At 70.1% G+C, this 17,563-nt stretch carries 15 protein-coding genes; 14 read left to right on the forward strand and 1 reads right to left on the reverse strand.

Features of this window, described 5'->3' with window-relative positions; all coding sequences use genetic code 11:
• Positions 1–274: 274 nt before the first annotated feature.
• Complete coding sequence (locus CRP49_RS23415; protein WP_097255161.1) at positions 275–886, reverse strand: carbonic anhydrase; 612 nt, start codon at positions 884–886, stop codon at positions 275–277.
• Positions 887–1,244: 358 nt separating this feature from the next.
• Here CRP49_RS23415 and rsmH point away from each other — a divergent pair, with 358 nt between their 5' ends.
• From rsmH to CRP49_RS23485, 14 genes are all read left to right on the forward strand, one after another.
• Positions 1,245–2,201, forward strand: a complete 957-nt coding sequence (rsmH, locus tag CRP49_RS23420; RefSeq protein ID WP_097255162.1) for a 16S rRNA (cytosine(1402)-N(4))-methyltransferase RsmH — start codon at positions 1,245–1,247, stop codon at positions 2,199–2,201.
• Between the two features lie 63 nt (positions 2,202–2,264).
• Complete coding sequence (locus CRP49_RS23425; protein ID WP_097255163.1) at positions 2,265–2,852, forward strand: septum formation initiator family protein; 588 nt, start codon at positions 2,265–2,267, stop codon at positions 2,850–2,852.
• Between the two features lie 5 nt (positions 2,853–2,857).
• Complete coding sequence (locus CRP49_RS23430) at positions 2,858–4,822, forward strand: penicillin-binding protein 2 (RefSeq protein ID WP_306459747.1); 1,965 nt, start codon at positions 2,858–2,860, stop codon at positions 4,820–4,822.
• 44 nt (positions 4,823–4,866) lie between these two features.
• Positions 4,867–6,522 carry a UDP-N-acetylmuramoyl-L-alanyl-D-glutamate--2,6-diaminopimelate ligase gene (locus CRP49_RS23435; protein ID WP_373560362.1) on the forward strand — a complete coding sequence of 552 codons (1,656 nt, stop codon included), beginning with the start codon at positions 4,867–4,869 and terminating at the stop codon, positions 6,520–6,522.
• A 4-nt stretch (positions 6,523–6,526) separates the two neighbouring features.
• Positions 6,527–7,933, forward strand: a complete 1,407-nt coding sequence (gene murF, locus CRP49_RS23440; protein WP_097255166.1) for a UDP-N-acetylmuramoyl-tripeptide--D-alanyl-D-alanine ligase — start codon at positions 6,527–6,529, stop codon at positions 7,931–7,933.
• The gene (mraY, locus tag CRP49_RS23445; protein WP_094220306.1) at positions 7,933–9,003 is read left to right on the forward strand and encodes a phospho-N-acetylmuramoyl-pentapeptide-transferase; all 1,071 of its coding nucleotides are present in this window, start codon (positions 7,933–7,935) and stop codon (positions 9,001–9,003) included. Before murF ends, mraY begins: the two co-directional genes overlap by 1 nt.
• A complete protein-coding gene (gene murD / locus CRP49_RS23450; RefSeq protein ID WP_257033470.1) occupies positions 8,985–10,424 on the forward strand; it encodes a UDP-N-acetylmuramoyl-L-alanine--D-glutamate ligase in 1,440 nt (479 codons plus the stop codon). Before mraY ends, murD begins: the two co-directional genes overlap by 19 nt.
• A 97-nt stretch (positions 10,425–10,521) precedes the next feature.
• Complete coding sequence (gene ftsW / locus CRP49_RS23455; protein WP_097255168.1) at positions 10,522–11,883, forward strand: putative lipid II flippase FtsW; 1,362 nt, start codon at positions 10,522–10,524, stop codon at positions 11,881–11,883.
• 6 nt (positions 11,884–11,889) lie between these two features.
• Positions 11,890–12,978 (forward strand): undecaprenyldiphospho-muramoylpentapeptide beta-N-acetylglucosaminyltransferase, encoded by a 1,089-nt coding sequence (gene murG / locus CRP49_RS23460; protein ID WP_097255169.1) that lies wholly within the window; start codon positions 11,890–11,892, stop codon positions 12,976–12,978.
• A gap of 26 nt (positions 12,979–13,004) precedes the next feature.
• Positions 13,005–13,799 carry a cell division protein FtsQ/DivIB gene (locus CRP49_RS23465; RefSeq protein ID WP_097257500.1) on the forward strand — a complete coding sequence of 265 codons (795 nt, stop codon included), beginning with the start codon at positions 13,005–13,007 and terminating at the stop codon, positions 13,797–13,799.
• Between the two features lie 278 nt (positions 13,800–14,077).
• A complete protein-coding gene (gene ftsZ, locus CRP49_RS23470) occupies positions 14,078–15,280 on the forward strand; it encodes a cell division protein FtsZ (protein WP_097255170.1) in 1,203 nt (400 codons plus the stop codon).
• On the forward strand, positions 15,277–16,041 hold the full coding sequence (pgeF, locus tag CRP49_RS23475) for a peptidoglycan editing factor PgeF (protein WP_097255171.1): 765 nt from the start codon (positions 15,277–15,279) through the stop codon (positions 16,039–16,041). Before ftsZ ends, pgeF begins: the two co-directional genes overlap by 4 nt.
• A 6-nt stretch (positions 16,042–16,047) precedes the next feature.
• Positions 16,048–16,767: a YggS family pyridoxal phosphate-dependent enzyme gene (locus CRP49_RS23480; protein WP_097255172.1), complete on the forward strand. Its 720-nt coding sequence runs from the start codon at positions 16,048–16,050 to the stop codon at positions 16,765–16,767.
• A gap of 128 nt (positions 16,768–16,895) precedes the next feature.
• On the forward strand, positions 16,896–17,537 hold the full coding sequence (locus tag CRP49_RS23485) for a cell division protein SepF (RefSeq protein ID WP_097255173.1): 642 nt from the start codon (positions 16,896–16,898) through the stop codon (positions 17,535–17,537).
• The last annotated feature ends 26 nt before the right edge of the window (positions 17,538–17,563 follow it).

Consider the following 17,563-nt stretch of genomic DNA (forward strand, 5'->3'; position numbering starts at 1 on the left):
CTCGGGCCGACGCTCTGCGATGCGAAACCGGCCCACCCCGAAAACACGGACACCGCGCGGAAAAGGTTCCACGCGACGCCCACACCCCGCATTCTTGCTGCCGTTACCGATTCGTGTCACTCGCCTGTGGACAACTGCCCGCACGATGTCGGTCTTACGGCCTTTTCGACCACCGTTTTCGATGCCGTGCGGCGGAATGTTTTCGCAGGGCGGGGTGCCGGGTGGGCAGGACGGGGGTGTTCGGGGCGGGCCGGCGGCCCCGGTCGGGCCGGGTTCAGGCCGGGTCGACCTCGCGCAGCAGACCGGTGCGCACGTCGAAGACGAAGCCGCGCACGTCGTCGGTGTGCAGCAGGAACGGCGAGGTGCGCACCCGCTGCATGGACTGGCGCACGTCCTGGTCGACGTCCCGGAAGGACTCCACCGCCCACGCCGGACGCTGGCCGACCTCCATCTCCAGCTCGGTGCGGAAGTCCTCGGTGAGGGCCTCCAGACCGCAGCCGGTGTGGTGGATCAGGACGATGCTGCGGGTGCCGAGCTTGCGCTGGCTGATGGTCAGGGAGCGGATCACGTCGTCGGTCACCACGCCGCCCGCGTTGCGGATGGTGTGGCAGTCGCCGAGCTCCAGGCCGAGCGCGGCGTGCAGGTCGAGTCGGGCGTCCATACAGGCCACCACGGCCACGTGCAGGACGGGCCGGGCGTCCATACCGGGGTCGGTGAAGGCAGAAGCGTAGTGCTCGTTCGCCTCCACCAGGCGGTCCGTCACGGTGCCGCTGCTGGTTATGGCGCCTTCGGATCCAGTGGGAACTGCTGCGGAAGTCGTCATAGTCACGACGTTACTGGTCACCCTCGGTCCAGGCCTGCTGTGAGAGCGGACAAAGAACGTCATCGTGGCTTGTTGTGAGCTAACCCACACGGAGGGCAAACGTAGGCCGGATGGGTGAATCTTTTCGAATTGCCACTCCGTCCGAGGCGCGGTACGCGACGCGCAGGCCGGTTGATTGACCGCGAGACACGGTGGACTAAAGTGACGCGAAGCGGGAGGGGCGGCTCTCCCTGCTGGTGAAACCCCCCGGAGACCCCGGCACACACCCGGACCGTCTCCCCACGTGCGCGGCGCGTACGTACGGCTCGGCCTCCTCCCGCTCCCGGTCGGCTGACGCTTCCGGCGCCGGCAGGCCTCCCCTTCACGGAGCGGGCGGGGACCCGGCGGTGCGTGCGACGCCCGCCGGAACTGAGAGGCCCCCTTGAGCCAGAGTCGACACGTCCCGGTGATGCTCCAGCGGTGCCTGGATCTGCTGGCGCCCGCCCTGGAGCGGCCGGGAGCGGTGGTCGTCGACTGCACCCTCGGCCTCGGCGGCCACAGCGAGGCACTGCTGACGCGGTTCCCCGAGGCGCGGCTCGTCGCCCTCGACCGGGACAAGGAGGCGCTGCGCCTGTCCGGCGAGCGGCTCGCGTCCTTCGGCGAGCGGGCCACCCTGGTGCACGCGGTCTACGACGAGCTGCCCGACGTACTGCGGCGGCTCCGCATCCCGCGCGTGCAGGGTGTCCTGTTCGACCTCGGCGTCTCCTCCATGCAGCTGGACGAGGCCGACCGCGGCTTCGCCTACGCCCAGGACGCCCCCCTCGACATGCGCATGGACCAGACGACCGGCATCAGTGCCGCCGAGGTCCTCAACACCTATCCGGCGGGCGAGCTGGTGCGGATCCTGCGCGCCTACGGCGAGGAGAAGCAGGCCAAGCGGATCGTCTCCGCGATCGTCCGGGAACGCGAGAAGGAGCCGTTCAGCAACAGCGCCCGGCTCGTCGAGCTGATCCGGGACGCGCTGCCGCAGGCCGCCAAGCGCACCGGAGGCAACCCGGCCAAGCGCACCTTCCAGGCGCTGCGCATCGAGGTCAACGGCGAGCTGTCCGTCCTGGAGCGGGCGATCCCGGCCGCGGTGAAGGCCCTCGACGTCGGCGGGCGCATCGCCGTGCTGTCGTACCACTCGCTGGAGGACCGGCTGGTGAAGCAGGTGTTCGCGGCCGGCGCAGCGTCCACCGCGCCGCCGGGACTGCCGGTCGTGCCCGAGCGCTACCAGCCGCGGCTCAAGCTGCTCACGCGCGGTGCCGAACTTCCCACCGAGGAAGAGGTCGCCGAGAACCGCAGGGCCGCCCCGGCCCGGCTGCGGGGTGCCGAGCGCATCAGGGAGGACGCCGAGTGAGCGAATCGGGTCGGTTGGGTTTCCGGACTCACCCGTCGGTGTGCCGGAGCCACCGGAGGCCCAGTGAGTAGGAAACCCGAACTGAGGGGGAGGGCCGCCCGGCTCGTCCGGCTCATTCCGGCCGGCCGTGCCCGCGCGGGCCGCACCCCGTTCGTGCTCCTCGTCGTCCTGCTGCTCGGTGGCGGCCTCATCGGGCTGCTGGTGCTCAACTCCGCGCTCAGCGAAGGCTCGTTCAAACTCGACGACCTGCAGAAGCAGACGAAGAGCCTCACCGACGAGGAACAGGCCCTGCAACGGGACATCGACGCCTACTCGTCCCCCGACGCGCTCCAGCGCCGTGCCCGCGCACTCGGCATGGTCCCCGGCGGTGACCCGGCCTTCCTCGGTTCCGACGGCACCGTCAAGGGCGTACCGAACGCGGCCAGCCCCGAGCCCGCCTCGTTCACCCAGCCGGTCGCCCCGGAGACCATGATTCCGGCCCCTGGTCCTTCCGTGTCCCCCGCGAGCCCCTCGGTCTCCTCCCCTTCGGTCGCGCCGACACAGCCGCCCGCCACCCCCCTCCCCTCGGCCCCGGCGGCCGCACCGGAAGGGGCGGTGCCGCCACCGCCCACCATCCTCCAGCCCGCGCCCACACCGACCCCCGGCAGGTGACGGAAGTGTCCGACAGGGAACCGCCGCGCCGCCGCGTGCCCGGCCCCGCGAAGCCGCCCCGGCCGCGGGGCGCCGTACGGCGGCAGCCCGGGCCCGGCGCCCGTCCGGCCCGGCGGCCGAGCGGGGCCCGGCCCATGCCCCCGCCCGCCCTCCGGCTCGGCAGCCCCCGCCCCCGGCTGCGCATGGTCGCCCTCGCGCTCACCCTGGTGCTGCTCACCTTCGTCGTACGGCTGCTCCAGGTCCAGGCCGTCGACGCCAGCGCGTACGCGGCCAAGGCCGAACAGAACCGGTACGTCGTGCACACCCTGGCCGCCGAGCGCGGCCAGATCACCGACCGCAACGGCGTGGCCCTCGCCATCAGCGAGGACGCGTACGACATCACGGCCGACCCGACGATGTTCACCGTCAAGCAGCTCAAGATCGACGACGGACCCGAACAGGCCGCCGCGCTGCTCGCGCCGATCCTCGGCCAGGACCAGGCCACCATCGTCAGGAAGCTCAGGCCCGCGAACAAGCTGTCGCGCTACACCCGGCTCGCCACCCGGCAGACCCCACAGGTCTGGAAGCAGATCAAGGATCTGAAGAGCGCACTCGCCAAGAAGGCCGACACCGACAACAACACGGCCAACGTGCTCGCCGGAGTCTTCGCCGACCCCAGCAGCCAGCGCGTGTACCCCAACGGCGACCTCGCCGCCGGGATACTGGGCTGGGTCAACGCCGAGGGCAAGGGCGGCGGCGGCATCGAGCAGGAGCTGAACAATCAGCTGTCCGGCAAGGCCGGCAAGATCCGCTACGCCCAGTCCGGCGGCCGTGAGGTGCCCACCGCGGGCTCGACGGAGACGCCCGCCGTGCCCGGCAGCGACGTCGAGCTGACCATCGACCGCGACATCCAGTGGGCCGCCCAGAACGCCATCACCGAGCAGGTGAAGAAGTCCAAGGCGGACCGCGGCTACGTCATCGTCCAGGACACCCGCACCGGCGAGATCCTGGCCATGGCCAACTCGCCCGGCTTCGACCCGAACGACCTGTCGAAGGCCGACGGGTCGGCCATGGGCAACGCGGCCGTCCAGGACGCCTACGAGCCCGGCTCCACCGCCAAGGTGATGTCGATGGCGGCGGTGCTGGAGCAGAACGCGGCCACCCCGCTCACCCACGTCGTCGTACCGAACCGGCTGCACCGCGGCGACCGCCTCTTCCAGGACGACATCGACCACAAGACCTGGTACCTCACGCTCAACGGCGTGCTCGCCAAGTCCAGCAACATCGGCACCATCCTCGCCGCCGGCCAGCTCGGCAAGACCCAGCCGGAGGCCAACAAGGTCCTCTACTCGTACCTGCGCAAGTTCGGCATCGGCGGCCCCACCGGGCTCGGCTTCCCCGGCGAGACCAGGGGCATCCTCGCGCCCGCCGACAAGTGGTCGACGTCGCAGCAGTACACGATTCCTTTCGGCCAGGGCTTCTCCCTGAGCGCCATGCAGGCCGCCTCCGTGTACTCGACGATCGCCAACGGCGGTGTCCGCGTCGAGCCGACCCTGGTGCGCGGCACCGAGGGCGCCGACGGGCGCTTCACCCCCGCTTCGAAGCCCCGGAAGACCCGCGTGGTCAGCGAGAAGACGGCCAGATCCCTCGCCCAGATGCTGGAGTCCGTCGTGGACGACGAGCAGGGCACCGGCGTCAAGGCCCGCATCCCCGGATACCGGGTCGCGGGCAAGACCGGCACGGCCAACCGCGTGGATCCGGCCACCGGCCGCTACCGCGGCTACACCTCGTCGTTCGCCGGATTCGCACCCGCGGACAACCCGCGGATCACCGTCTACTGCGCGATCCAGAACGCCACGTCCGGCAACTACTTCGGCGGCCAGATCTGCGGACCCATCTACAAGCAGGTGATGGAGTTCGCCCTGAAGACCCTCCAGGTCCCGCCGACCGGGGCGAGGGCCGCGAACCTGCCCGTCGACTACAAGCCCTGATCAGCCCCACCCCGCACCACCGGAAGACCACCAGGAACGAGCCCGTGAGAACGATCACCCCCGATTCCGGGAACCAAGGCGCCGCAGAGCCCTCACTTCGCTCCGGAGCGGGTGCGCCCGGTACGCTCACCGCCGTGCCACACGCTGATCAGTCCCAAACCACCCAGAAGGGCGCTTCCGTGACATATTCGGGACCGCCGCGACCGGTTCAGGTCTCCGCCACACCCCTCGCGGAACTGGCCGATCAGCTGGGTGCCGCCGCTCCGGACGCCGCCGCCGAGATCACGGGGATCACCCACGACTCGCGCGCCGTCCGCCCCGGCGACCTGTACGCCGCCCTCCCGGGTGCCCGCCTGCACGGCGCCGACTTCGTCACCCAGGCCGCAGGCCTCGGCGCGGTCGCCGTGCTGACCGACCCGACGGGCGCCGAGCGCGCAGCGGCGACCGGACTGCCGGTCCTGGTCGTGGACGACCCGCGCGCGCGGATGGGCGAACTGGCGGCGACGATCTACGGCCACCCCGGCCGCGGCCTGCTCCAGATCGGCATCACCGGCACCTCCGGCAAGACCACCACCGCCTATCTGGTCGAGGGCGGTCTGAAGACCACCCGCGACACCGGCCTCATCGGCACCGTGGAGATGCGCATCGGTGAGGAGCGCATCAAGTCCGAGCGCACCACCCCCGAAGCCACCGACCTGCAGGCCCTGTTCGCCGTCATGCGCGAACGCGGTGTCGAGGCGGTCGCCATGGAGGTCTCCAGCCACGCCCTCGTCCTCGGCCGGGTCGACGGCTGCGTCTTCGACATCGCCGTGTTCAACAACCTCAGCCCGGAGCACATGGAGTTCCACTCCGACATGGAGGACTACTTCCGGGCCAAAGCACAGCTGTTCACGCCGAAGCGCAGCAGACTCGGCGTGATCAACGCCGACGACGAGTACGGCCGCCGGCTCGCGAAGGAGGCGACCGTCCCGGTCGTCACCTTCTCCGCCGAGGGCCACCCCGACGCCGACTGGCGCGCCGAGGACGTCCAGGTCGGCCCCATGGACTCGACGTTCACCGTCGTCGGCCCCGAGGGCGAGCGCATCCACGCCAAGTCGCCGCTGCCGGGCCCCTTCAACGTGGCGAACACCCTCGCCGCCGTCGTCGCCCTCGCCGCGGCCGGCCTCGACCCGCAGGTCGCCGCCGACGGCATCGCCGCCGTACCGGGCGTCCCCGGCCGCCTGGAGCGGGTGGACGCCGGGCAGCCCTACCTCGCGGTCGTCGACTACGCCCACAAGACCGACGCCGTCGAGTCGGTGCTCAAGGCGCTGCGCAAGGTCACCAAGGGCCGCCTGCACGTCGTCCTCGGCTGCGGCGGCGACCGCGACCAGACCAAGCGCGCCCCGATGGGCGCCGCCGCGGCCCGGCTCGCCGACACGGCCGTACTGACCTCCGACAACCCCCGCTCCGAGGACCCCCTCGCGATCCTCGCGACCATGCTCCAGGGCGCGGCCTCCGTGCCCGCGCACGAGCGCGGCGAGGTGCTCCTGTTCGAGGACCGGGCCGCCGCGATCGAGGCCGCCGTGGGCCGCGCACAGCCCGGCGACACCGTGCTGGTCGCGGGCAAGGGCCACGAGCAGGGCCAGGACATCGCCGGCGTGGTCCGTCCCTTCGACGACCGCCAGGTGCTTCGCGAAGCTATCCAGAAGACCCAGGGATGAACTTGTGATCGCCCTCTCCCTCGCCGAGATCGCAGCAGTCGTCGGCGGGCAGACGCACGACATACCGGATCCGTCCGTCCAGGTCACCGGACCGGTCGTCCGGGACTCCCGCGAGGTGGTGCCCGGCACCCTGTTCGCCGCGTTCGCCGGTGAGCGCGTGGACGGCCATGACTTCGCGCAGGCCGTCGTGGAGGCGGGCGCGGTCGCCGTACTGGCGTCGCGTCCCGTCGGCGTGCCCGCGATCGTCGTCGAGGACGTCCAGACCGCCCTCGGCGCCCTCGCCCGCCATGTCGTACGACGGCTCGGCGCGACCCTCGTCGCCCTGACCGGCTCCGCCGGCAAGACCAGCACCAAGGACCTCATCGCCCAGGTGCTCCGGAGCAAGGCGCCGACCGTGTTCACGCCCGGCTCGCTCAACAACGAGATCGGGCTGCCGCTGACCGCCCTGTCCGCCACCGAGGAGACGAGGTTCCTCGTGCTGGAGATGGGCGCCCGCGGCATCGGGCACATCCGCTACCTCACCGACCTGACCCCGCCGAGGATCGGCCTGGTGCTCAACGTCGGCACCGCCCACATCGGCGAGTTCGGCGGCCGCGAGCAGATCGCCCGGGCCAAGGGCGAGCTGGTGGAGGCGCTGCCCGAGGACGGCGCGGCGATCCTCAACGCCGACGACCCGTTGGTACGTGCCATGGCCTCCCGTACCAAGGCGAAGGTGGTCCTTTTCGGAGAGTCGGCCGAAGCGGACGTACGCGCCGAGAACGTGCGACTCACGGACAGCGGACAGCCCGCCTTCAGACTTCACACACCCTCCGGTGCAAGCGATGTGACCATGCGCCTGTACGGTGAGCACCACGTGTCGAACGCGCTCGCCGCGGCCGCCGTCGCCCATGAGCTGGGCCTGTCCGCGGAAGAGATCGCCACCGCGCTCTCCGAGGCGGGCTCCCTCTCCCGCTGGCGGATGGAGGTCACCGAGCGCCCGGACGGCGTGACCATCGTCAACGACGCCTACAACGCCAACCCCGAGTCCATGCGGGCCGCCCTCAGGGCGCTCGCGGCCATGGGCAAGGGGCGCCGCACGTGGGCGGTGCTCGGCAAGATGGCCGAGCTGGGGGACGAGGCGCTCGCCGAGCACGACGCCGTCGGACGGCTCGCCGTCCGGCTCAACGTCAGCAAGCTCGTCGCGGTCGGGGGGATCGAAGCCTCCTGGCTGCAACTGGGCGCATATAACGAGGGTTCGTGGGGTGAGGAGTCGGTGCACGTGTCCGACGCACAGGCGGCGGTCGACCTGTTGCGCAGCGAGTTGCGCCCAGGGGACGTCGTACTCGTGAAGGCGTCCCGTTCGGTGGGGCTCGAAAGCGTCGCCCAGGCGCTCGTCGAGACCGGTGCCGAGGGTGAGGTTGCCGCCCGATGATGAAGCAGATCCTGTTCTCGGGAGTCATCGGCCTCTTCCTGACCCTGATCGGGACCCCGCTGCTGATCAAGCTGCTGGCCCGCAAGGGGTACGGCCAGTACATCCGCGACGACGGCCCGCGCGAGCACGCCAGCAAGCGCGGTACGCCCACCATGGGTGGTATCGCCTTCATCCTGGCGACGATCGCCGCGTACTTCCTGAGCAAGCTCATCACCGGCTACGCCCCGACCTACTCCGGACTGCTGGTCCTCGGCCTGATGTTCGGCATGGGTCTGGTCGGCTTCCTCGACGACTACATCAAGATCGTCAAGCGGCGGTCGCTGGGGCTGCGGGCCAAGGCGAAGATGGCCGGCCAGCTGATCGTCGGCATCTCCTTCGCGGTGCTGTCGCTGATGTTCTCCGACGCCCGGGGCAACACCCCGGCCTCCACCAAGCTGTCGTTCATCACGGACTTCGGCTGGTCGATCGGCCCGGTGCTGTTCGTCGTCTGGGCGCTGTTCATGATCCTCGCGATGTCCAACGGCGTGAACCTCACCGATGGTCTGGACGGCCTCGCCACCGGCGCTTCCGTCCTCGTCTTCGGCGCCTACACGTTCATCGGCGTCTGGCAGTTCCAGGAGTCCTGCGCCAACGCGGGCACCCTGACCAACCCGGCCGCCTGCTACGAGGTGCGCGACCCGCTCGACCTCGCCGTGATCGCCTCCGCCCTGATGGGCGCCTGCCTGGGCTTCCTGTGGTGGAACACCTCGCCGGCGAAGATCTTCATGGGCGACACCGGTTCGCTCGCCCTCGGCGGTGTCCTGACGGGCCTGGCCATCCTCTCCCGCACGGAGCTGCTGGTGGCCATCATGGGCGGCCTGTTCGTCCTCATCACCATGTCGGTCGTCATCCAGGTCGGCTCCTTCCGGCTCACCGGCAGGCGCGTCTTCCGGATGGCGCCACTCCAGCACCACTTCGAACTCAAGGGCTGGTCCGAAGTCCTGGTGGTGGTCCGCTTCTGGATCATCCAGGGAATCTGTGTGATTGTCGGACTTGGCCTCTTCTACGCAGGATGGGCAGCGGACAAGTGACCTCCTCGGTGCCTTCTGACTTCCAGGGCAAGCACGTCACGGTCGCCGGGCTCGGCGTCTCCGGCGTCCCGGCGGCGAAAGTGCTGCACGCGCGCGGGGCGATCGTCACGGTCGTCAACGACGGTGACGACGCACGCGCGCGTGAGCAGGCCGCGGAGCTGGAGGCGCTCGGCATCACCGTGCGCCTCGGCGACGGGGCGACCCTGCCGGAAGGCACCGAGCTGATCGTCACCGCGCCCGGCTGGAAGCCGGACAAGCCGCTGTTCCTCGCGGCCGAGAAGGCGGGCGTGTCCGTCTGGGGTGACGTGGAGCTGGCCTGGCGCCTGCGGGGCCCCGACGCGGCCCCCTGGCTGGCCGTGACCGGCACCAACGGCAAGACCACCACCGTCCAGATGCTGGCGTCGATCCTGCAGGCCGCGGGCCTGCGCACCGCCGCCGTCGGCAACATCGGCGTCTCCCTGCTGGACGCGGTCCTCGGCGAGGAGCAGTACGACGTCCTGGCCGTCGAGCTGTCCAGCTACCAGCTCCACTGGGCGCCCTCCCTGCGCGCCCACTCCGCGGTCGTCCTGAACCTCGCCCCGGACCACCTCGACTGGCACGGCTCCATGGAGGCCTACGCCGCCGACAAGGGCCGTATCTACGAGGGCAATCGGGTCGCCTGCGTCTACAACGTGGCCGACAAGCTCACCGAGGACCTTGTGCGCGAGGCGGACGTGGAGGAGGGCTGCCGCGCCATCGGCTTCACCCTCGGTGCCCCGGCTCCCTCCCAACTCGGCGTCGTGGACGGCATCCTGATCGACCGCGCCTTCGTGGAGGACCGCCACAAGAACGCGCAGGAGCTGGCCGAGGTCTCCGACGTCAACCCGCCGGCCCCGCACAACATCGCCAACGCCCTTGCCGCCGCGGGCCTCGCGCGTGCTTTCGGGGTGCCCGCCAAGGCCGTACGCGACGGCTTGCGGGCCTTCCGGCCGGACGCCCACCGCATCGCGCACGTCGCCGACCTCGACGGGGTGGCGTACGTGGACGACTCCAAGGCGACCAACACCCATGCCGCGGAAGCCTCGTTGGCGGCATATGAACCGATCGTATGGATTGCGGGCGGTCTGGCGAAGGGGGCGACCTTCGACGAGCTGGTCGCCAAGTCGGCAAAGCGACTTCGCGGTGCCGTGCTCATCGGCGCCGATCGCGCCCTGATCCGCGAGGCCCTCGCGCGACACGCCCCGGAAGTACCCGTCGTCGACCTCGAACGGACCGACACTGGGGCGATGCTCCAGGCGGTGACGGAGGCGAAGCGGCTCGCTCAGCCCGGCGACACGGTGCTGCTGGCCCCGGCCTGCGCCTCCATGGACATGTTCACCAACTACAACCAGCGCGGTGACGCGTTCGCGGCGGCGGTCCGCGAACTCGGCGCGGGCGCCTGACGGCGGGTCTCGGCCACCTGGGGTGCTTCGGGACCCTTGGAGGGACGCGTGAGGCGGATGTGGCTCGGGTTTGGTCGGCGGGTGCGAGGAGCTGGTGATGTCCAGTAGCCGTACAGGCCGTCCTCCGGTTCAGCGCGCCGCCAAAAGGCCCGCGGCACCCCGGCCGCCGGGCGAGAACCCCTTCCTGCGGCTCTACACGCGCGCGCACAAGGCCTGGGACCGCCCGCTGACCGCCTACTACCTGATCCTCGGTGGCAGCCTGCTGATCACCGTGCTGGGCCTGGTGATGGTCTACTCGGCCTCCCAGATCACCGCGCTGCAGCTGTCGCTGCCGGGGTCGTACTTCTTCCGCAAGCAGTTCCTGGCCGCCGCGATCGGCGGCGGACTGCTGCTCGCCGCCTCCCGCATGCCGGTGAAGCTGCACCGGGCGCTGGCCTACCCGATCCTCGCCGGTGCCGTCTTCCTGATGGCCCTGGTGCAGGTGCCGGGGATAGGAATGGCGGTCAACGGCAACCAGAACTGGATCTCCCTGGGCGGCTCCTTCCAGATCCAGCCCAGCGAGTTCGGCAAGCTCGCCCTGGTGCTGTGGGGCGCGGACCTGATCGCCCGCAAGCAGGAGAAGAAGCTGCTGACCCAGTGGAAGCACATGCTGGTGCCGCTGGTGCCGGTCGCCTTCCTGCTGCTGGGCCTGATCATGCTCGGCGGCGACATGGGCACCGCGATCATCCTCACGGCGATCCTGTTCGGCCTGCTGTGGCTCGCGGGGGCACCGACCCGGCTGTTCGCCGGGGTGCTCTCGATCGCCGGTCTGATCGGTGTCGTCCTCATCAAGACCAGCCCCAACCGGATGGCCCGGCTTGCCTGCATCGGCGCCACCGAGCCGAGGTCGGGCGTCGCCGACTGCTGGCAGGCCGTGCACGGGATCTACGCCCTCGCCTCCGGCGGACTCTTCGGATCCGGTCTCGGTGCGAGTGTGGAAAAATGGGGCCAACTGCCGGAAGCGCACACCGACTTCATCTTCGCCGTCACCGGTGAGGAACTGGGCCTGGCGGGGACGCTGTCGGTGCTCGCCCTGTTCGCGGCTCTAGGCTATGCGGGTATCCGCGTGGCCGGACGCACGGAGGACCCCTTCGTGAGGTACGCCGCGGGAGGCGTGACCACCTGGATCATCGCCCAGGCGGTGATCAACATCGGTGCGGTGCTCGGCCTGCTGCCGATCGCCGGCGTCCCCCTCCCGCTGTTCTCCTACGGAGGGTCCGCCCTGCTGCCGACCATGTTCGCCATCGGGCTGCTGATCGCCTTCGCACGCGACGACCCCGCTGCGCGGGCGGCGCTTGCGATGCGGCAGCCTCGCTTTGGTAGAAAGCGGGCTGGAGGCGCCAGTATGGATCGGGGGCCTCGGAGATGGAACACGATGCGACGGCGTGCCTCAGCGGCGCGTTCGTCCGGAGAGCGGTGAATTTCGGTGCATGTCGTACTCGCTGGTGGGGGGACCGCCGGCCACATCGAGCCCGCGCTCGCCCTCGCGGACGCCCTGCGCAGGCAGGATCCGACCGTGGGGATCACGGCCCTGGGCACGGAACGCGGACTTGAGACCCGGCTCGTCCCGGAGCGCGGCTACGAGCTGGCGCTGATCCCCGCGGTGCCGCTGCCCCGCAAGCCCACGCCCGAGCTGATCACGGTCCCGGGCCGGCTGCGCGGCACGATCAAGGCCGCCGAGCAGATCCTGGAGCGCACCAAGGCCGACTGTGTGGTCGGCTTCGGCGGGTACGTCGCCCTGCCCGGCTACCTGGCCGCCAAGCGCCTCGGCGTGCCCATCGTGATCCACGAGGCCAACGCGCGGCCGGGCCTGGCCAACAAGATCGGCTCGCGGTACGCGGCCCGGGTCGCCGTCTCCACCCCGGACAGCAAGCTGCGCGACGCCCGCTACATCGGCATCCCGCTGCGCCGCTCCATCGCCACCCTGGACCGCGCCGCCGCCCGCCCCGAGGCCCGCGCGATGTTCGGGCTCGACCCGAACCTGCCGACGCTGCTCGTCACCGGCGGCTCGCAGGGCGCCCGGCGCCTCAACGAGGTCGTCCAGCAGGTCGCCCCCTGGCTGCAGCAGGCCGGTATCCAGATCCTGCACGCGGTCGGCCCGAAGAACGAACTGCCGCAGGTGCAGCAGATGCCGGGAATGCCCCCCTACATCCCGGTAAGTTACCTGGACCGGATGGACCTCGCGTACGCCGCGGCGGACATGATGCTCTGCCGCGCGGGCGCGATGACCGTCGCCGAACTCTCCGCCGTCGGACTCCCGGCCGCCTACGTCCCGCTGCCCATCGGCAACGGCGAACAGCGGCTGAACGCCCAGCCGGTGGTCAAGGCCGGCGGCGGCCTCCTGGTCGACGACGCGGAACTCACGCCCGAGTGGGTCCAGCAGAACGTCCTGCCCGTGCTCGCCGACCCGCACCGGCTGTACGAGATGTCCCGCGCGGCAAGCGAGTTCGGCCGCCGGGACGCCGACGAGCTGCTCGTCGGCATGGTGTACGAGGCGATCGCCTCGCGCCGATAGGACCGTATGACGAAAGGGCAGTGAGCGTGGCCGGACCGACGACCGCCGAGCGCGGTGAACGCCAGCAGGAGTCGTCCGGCCCGCCGCCCGCGCGGCGGTTGAGCAGACCCCGCCTTCGTACGATCGTCATCCTGGCTGTCGCCCTGGTGCTCCTCGGGGCGGGTTCCGCTTGGGTGTTGTACGGCTCCTCGTGGCTGCGTGTGCAGCAGGTCTCGGTCACGGGCACCCGCGTACTGACCCCCGCCGACGTGCGCGAGGTCGCCTCCGTGCCGGTCGGGGATCCGATGATTTCCGTCGACACGGACGCCATCGAAGCCCGACTTCGCCGGAAATTGCCCCGAATTGACACCGTTGATGTCGTCCGTTCCTGGCCCCATGGAATCGGCCTGAAAGTGGTCGAGCGCACCCCCGTGCTGCTTGTCCGAAAAGCCGGGAACTTCGTCGAAGTCGACGATGAAGGTGTCCGTTTCGCTACGGTTTCGCAGGCACCGAAAGGCGTTCCGACGCTGGAATTGTCCGCATCCCGGTCGGGTTCCGGTTCCGCGAGCTTCCGGCGTTTCGGCACCGACCGGCTGGTGCGCGAGGCGGTCCAGGTCGCCGGCGATCTGCCGGCCGCGGTCGCGCGGGACACCCGGACCGTCCAAGTCCGTTCCTACGACGACATCTCGCTGGAGTTGGGCGACGGCCGCACGGTGGCGTGGGGCAGCGGGGAGAGCGGCCGCGTCAAGGCACGGGCCCTCACGGCTCTCATGAAAGCAGCTCCCGGTGCGCGGCACTTCGATGTCAGCGTCCCCACCGCCCCTGCGTCATCGGGGAGTTGACGCATATCAGTGCAGGCCAGCACCCTGGTTGGGCACTGCTACGGCTGATCACATAGGGTGAAAAGAAAAACGGGAGGTTCGGCGTGTTCGTTGAACGGGCGCCACTTGTCGACTTAGTGTCCTGTTCAGAAGACTCCAGGGAACAGACACACTGGTAACCCTAAACTTCAGGGTTAGGGTTCGGGTCGGCGTTCGGACCGTCCCATTCGGCATCCGTCGTCCCGGTGCGGGGAACCGCCCGGAGGCGACAACGTAATTCGAGGCGAGAGGCCTTCGACGTGGCAGCACCGCAGAACTACCTCGCAGTCATCAAGGTCATCGGTGTCGGCGGCGGTGGTGTCAATGCCATCAACCGGATGATCGAGGTCGGTCTCAAGGGCGTCGAGTTCATCGCCATCAACACGGACGCGCAGGCGCTGTTGATGAGCGACGCCGACGTCAAGCTCGACGTCGGCCGTGAACTCACCCGCGGACTTGGAGCCGGCGCCAACCCGGCCGTCGGCCGCAAGGCCGCCGAGGACCACCGCGAGGAGATCGAGGAGGTCCTCAAGGGGGCCGACATGGTCTTCGTGACGGCCGGTGAAGGCGGCGGCACCGGCACCGGCGGCGCGCCCGTCGTGGCCAACATCGCGCGCTCCCTCGGCGCCCTCACCATCGGCGTGGTCACGCGCCCGTTCACCTTCGAGGGGCGGCGCCGCGCCAACCAGGCCGAGGACGGCATCGCCGAACTGCGCGAAGAGGTGGACACCCTCATCGTCATCCCGAACGACCGGCTGCTGTCCATCTCGGACCGCCAGGTCTCGGTGCTCGACGCCTTCAAGTCGGCCGACCAGGTCCTGCTCTCCGGTGTCCAGGGCATCACCGACCTCATCACCACCCCCGGTCTGATCAACCTCGACTTCGCCGACGTCAAGTCGGTCATGTCCGAGGCCGGTTCGGCCCTCATGGGCATCGGCTCGGCCCGCGGCGACGACCGCGCGGTGGCCGCCGCCGAGATGGCGATCTCCTCGCCGCTCCTGGAGGCGTCCATCGACGGCGCCCGGGGTGTCCTGCTCTCCATCTCCGGCGGCTCCGACCTCGGCCTGTTCGAGATCAACGAGGCGGCCCAGCTGGTCAGCGAGGCCGCCCACCCCGAGGCCAACATCATCTTCGGCGCGGTCATCGACGACGCCCTCGGCGACGAGGTGCGGGTCACCGTGATCGCGGCCGGCTTCGACGGCGGCCAGCCGCCGGCCCGCCGGGACAACATCCTCGGCTCGGCCTCCGCCTCCTCCACGCCCCGCCGCGACGAGCCCGCTCCGGCACGCCAGCCGGAGAGCCGCCCGTCCTTCGGCTCGCTCGGCAGCGTGACCCCGAAGGAGGAGCCGGAGCCGGCGCCCGAGCCGGTGGCCGACATCCCGGCCGCCCCGCCGGTCCCGTCCTCGCGGAGCTACTCGGACAGCGCGGCAGAGGAACTGGACGTCCCGGACTTCCTGAAGTGATAGGACAGCGCGAGAGCGTGAGCGGCGCGCACTTCGCCTTCACCGACCGGTGGGGCGGGGTGAGCGCCGCTCCGTATGAGGAGCTCAACCTCGGCGGGGCCGTCGGGGACGACGCCGCGGCGGTACGGGAGAACCGGGAGCTGGCGGCGAAGTCCCTCGGGCTGGACGCCGGTCGGGTCGTCTGGATGAACCAGGTGCACGGCGCCGACGTGGCCGTCGTGGACGCGCCCTGGGGTATGGGGGTCCCCCCGCTCGAGCGAAGCCGAGAGTGGGGGAGGCCTGTACCTGAGGTCGACGCGATCGTCACCGCCCGCCGCGGACTGGCTCTCGCCGTCCTCACCGCCGACTGCGTGCCGGTGCTGCTGGCCGACCCCGTCGCCGGGGTCGTGGCCGCGGCCCACGCCGGGCGGCCCGGCATGGTCAAGGGGATCGTCCCCGCCGCCGTACGGGCCATGACCGAACTCGGTGCCGAACCGGGCCGGATCGTCGCCCGCACCGGACCGGCCGTCTGCGGCCGGTGCTACGAGGTACCGGAGCAGATGCGCGCCGAAGTGGCCGCCGTCGAGCCGGCGGCGCACGCCGAAACGAGCTGGGGCACGCCCGCGGTCGACGTGAGCGCCGGAGTGCACGCGCAGCTCGACCGGCTCGGGGTGTGCGACCGGGCGCAATCGCCGGTGTGCACGCTGGAGTCGGGCGATCACTTCTCGTACCGCCGTGACCGCACCACCGGGCGGCTCGCGGGCTATGTCTGGCTGGACTGATGGGGCATGACGGACCGTAAGACCGAACTCGCCGGAAATCTGGCGAAAGTGGAGCAGCGCATCGCCGCCGCCTGTGCGGCGGCCGGGCGGGGGCGGGAAGAGGTGACCCTGATCGTGGTCACCAAGACCTATCCGGCGAGCGATGTGCGGATTTTGTCGGAACTCGGTGTGATTCATGTTGCCGAGAACCGCGACCAGGATGCGGCACCGAAGGCCGCAGCCTGCACAGATCTGCCCCTTAAGTGGCATTTTGTCGGTCAGTTGCAGACCAACAAGGTACGTTCTGTGGTCGGTTATGCCGATGTCGTGCAGTCCGTGGACCGCGCGCGACTCGTCACGGCGCTGTCGACCGAGGCCGTGCGGGCGGAGCGCGAGGTGGGGTGTCTCATCCAGGTCGCGCTCGACGCCGGCGAGAGCCTGCGGGGCGAGCGCGGTGGCGTAGCGCCCGGCGGAATCGAAGAGTTGGCCGACCTCGTGGCCGGGTCACCCGGGCTGCGGCTCGACGGGCTGATGACCGTCGCTCCGCTCACCGGAGAGTACGCGGGACGCGAACAGGCGGCATTCGAGCGCCTCATGGATTTGTCGACTGACCTGCGCCGAGCTCATCCGGCTGCAACCATGGTGTCGGCAGGGATGAGTGCGGACCTCGAACAGGCCGTGGCAGCCGGGGCGACACATGTGCGCGTCGGCACTGCGGTACTCGGAGTCCGCCCCAGGCTCGGGTAACGTCGCCAAGAAGTCGGACCACAGCAGAAAATATGGTCAATGCCTGTGAAGGCGGGCACAACGACCTCGTGGATCGCGGGCACTTGGCAGTCGTCAGTCGATCCACCACAGAGCGGAGGACTCAGAGCATGGCCGGCGCGATGCGCAAGATGGCGGTCTACCTCGGCCTCGTGGAGGACGATGGGTACGACGGCCGCGGATTCGACCCCGACGACGACTTCGAGCCCGAACTGGACCCGGAGCCCGAGCGGGACCACCGACGGCACGAGTCGTCACACCAGTCGCACGGTGCACATCAGTCCCAAAGGGACGAAGAGGTGCGAATCGTGCAACCGCCCGCGCAGCGCGAACCGGTGGCTCGTTCGACTTCGCTCGCCGCGGAATCCGGACGTCCGGCGCGCATCGCGCCCGTGGCATCCATCACACAAGAACGTCAGTCCCTGGAGAAGAACGCACCGGTGATCATGCCCAAGGTCGTGTCGGAACGAGAGCCTTACCGGATCACCACGCTTCACCCGCGGACCTACAACGAGGCCCGTACCATCGGGGAACACTTCCGTGAGGGCACCCCGGTGATCATGAATCTGACTGAGATGGATGACACAGACGCGAAGCGACTTGTCGACTTTGCGGCTGGTTTGGTGTTTGGTCTTCACGGCAGCATCGAGCGGGTGACGCAGAAGGTGTTTCTGTTGTCTCCTGCTAACGTCGATGTCACGGCGGAGGACAAGGCCCGCATCGCAGAGGGCGGGTTCTTCAACCAGAGCTGAGACGCACCACCGGAAAAGAAGTACGG

This window comes from Streptomyces sp. Ag109_G2-15 (assembly GCF_900215565.1).
Lineage (GTDB): Bacteria > Actinomycetota > Actinomycetes > Streptomycetales > Streptomycetaceae > Streptomyces > Streptomyces diastatochromogenes.